The organism is Sphingopyxis sp. KK2, from assembly GCF_001990265.1.
Lineage (GTDB): Bacteria > Pseudomonadota > Alphaproteobacteria > Sphingomonadales > Sphingomonadaceae > Sphingopyxis.
On sequence record NZ_LYVN01000271.1, the window covers coordinates 1 to 1,984 of the forward strand.

Consider the following 1,984-nt stretch of genomic DNA (forward strand, 5'->3'; position numbering starts at 1 on the left):
CGCTGTTACGCCGCCCGCGCTGCGAAAGCGGCGGGCGGCAAGCGGATTTCAGGGCGGGCGACGCTGTTACGCCGCCCGCTTATTTTCTCACGCGGCTTCGCGTGCTGCCGTCGGTTCGGGCTGCTGGTCGGCGCGCGCGGCCTGCACTCTCGCATGGGCGGCTACCGTGCCGACGCCGCCGCGCGCGGTATAGGCGGCAGGCGGAAAGGCCATCCATTTCGGCACCCATGCCTCGACTTTGGGCCGTCCGTTCGCGCCGTCCAGATGGTCGCGAACGATCTGTTTCAGGGTCTTGGCCTTCTCCTGTCCGTTGGCGGCGGCGACCTCCTCGCCCGCGACCTCGTCCACGAGGGCCGACAGGACTTCCCTGTCGCGCAAGCATTCAAAAAAGGCATCGTCGGCCTGCCAATATTGCGCCATGCCGACTCCGATTTCGAGGCCCGCCGCCTCGACGGCGGCGCTGCCCGACGCGAGCGTTTCGCCGATCACGACGGTGATGACGTCCATCACCGCGCGGTCGGGAAGGTCGAGCAGCCGGAGAAACAGCTCGACCAGCCCGAACTCGTCGCCGTTGCCGCCGGTCACGGTCGGCTCCTCCGCCGAGAAGCCGAGCAGCGCGAGAACCGCGCGCCGGTGCTGGTCGAAATCGCTCTCGCCTTTGCACAGTTCGACGCTTTCGCGCACGGCATCGTTCCGCGCGGTCTGCGGCTCGATCCGCACGTTCCACAGATGCGAGCCGACAATCGCGTGGGCGACCATCAGCCGCAGCGCGACCTTCGGGTGATGGACGAGCGCGGCGCGCACGGCGGCATGGCGATGCAGGTCGATATAGGTTTGCATCGTGCCGCTGACCTCGGCGCGCGGGGGCTTGGGACCAGTCGCGATTGCCTCGCCCGCGTCGAGACGCTTCGCTTCCTTCGCGGTTACATAGCCCTCGAAGAAATCGACCTCGCCGCTTTCGCGCACATAGATATAGACGCGCCCGCCCTTGCGCTTGGGCGCCTTGCGATGCTCCCATGACGAGAAATATTCGCCGCGCGGGACGATCACAACGTCCGGCCATCCGGCATCGAGATAATCCTCTTTTCGCGCCGCGATGACGGCCTCCTGTTCCTTCCAGAAGGCGTCGGCGTCGGCGAAATAGCGATCCTCGCCGAACAGGTCGGCGACGACCGCAAGGCCGCTCGCCTCGACATCGAAGAGCGCATGGTCGACCTTGATTGACGCCCCGCCGAACAGCCAGGCTTTCAGCTGATGTCCGGTCGGACAATAGGCGTCGGGATCGTCGAACAGCGCGAGCCACGTCTTTTGCTGGCTCTTGCTTGCAAGCGTGAGGTGCCGCACCGTTGCGGCATCGACCTCCTCGCGCCGGTAGAGTTCGCGGACGCGCGGCAGGAGGTTGCCGAGCGCGAGGATGCGTTTCACGCCGGTTTCGGGAATGCCGAAGGTCGCCGACAAATCGGCGACCTCGCGGCCTTCGCGGACGAGCTTCGCGAAGGTTTCCCAGCGCGTCACGTCGTCGGGCGCGAGCCGCGCGATATTCTCGATCAGCGACGCTTCGATGGCAGCGGCATCGTCCTCCTCGTCGAGGATCGCGCAGGGCAGCGGGTCGCCCGCCGCGTCGCCGCGCTCGTCGGCGACGAGCTTGGCGGCGGTGTAGCGGCGCGCGCCCGCGACGATTTCGAATGCGCCCTCGGCGCAGTTCGGGCGCACGATCAGCGGCACAAGAACGCCGCGCGCGCGGATGGTCGGAAGGATGTCGGACACGTCCGGCGCCTTCTTCGCATAGCGCATATTGGCCTTGCTGATCGACAGCTTGCCAAGGTCGATAAAGTCGAGTTTCATGATAGTCGCTCCTTGTGAGCGCCGGTCCGTCGGGATTTCGCGATTTGGACGGACCGGCTTTGTTTGCGGCGGGAACGCGCCGCGCGTCATCCGCCAGTCGGCGGAAGCTCGGTGTCGCTGGCGCGCGCAATCTTGCGGC

1 protein-coding gene is annotated in these 1,984 nt (G+C 66.7%); it reads right to left on the minus strand.

Annotated elements, in window-relative coordinates:
• Window positions 1-87: 87 nt before the first annotated feature.
• Window positions 88-1,845 carry a ParB/RepB/Spo0J family partition protein gene (locus B1A78_RS21650; RefSeq protein ID WP_077148892.1) on the minus strand — a complete coding sequence of 586 codons (1,758 nt, stop codon included), beginning with the start codon at window positions 1,843-1,845 and terminating at the stop codon, window positions 88-90.
• Window positions 1,846-1,984 lie beyond the last annotated feature (139 nt).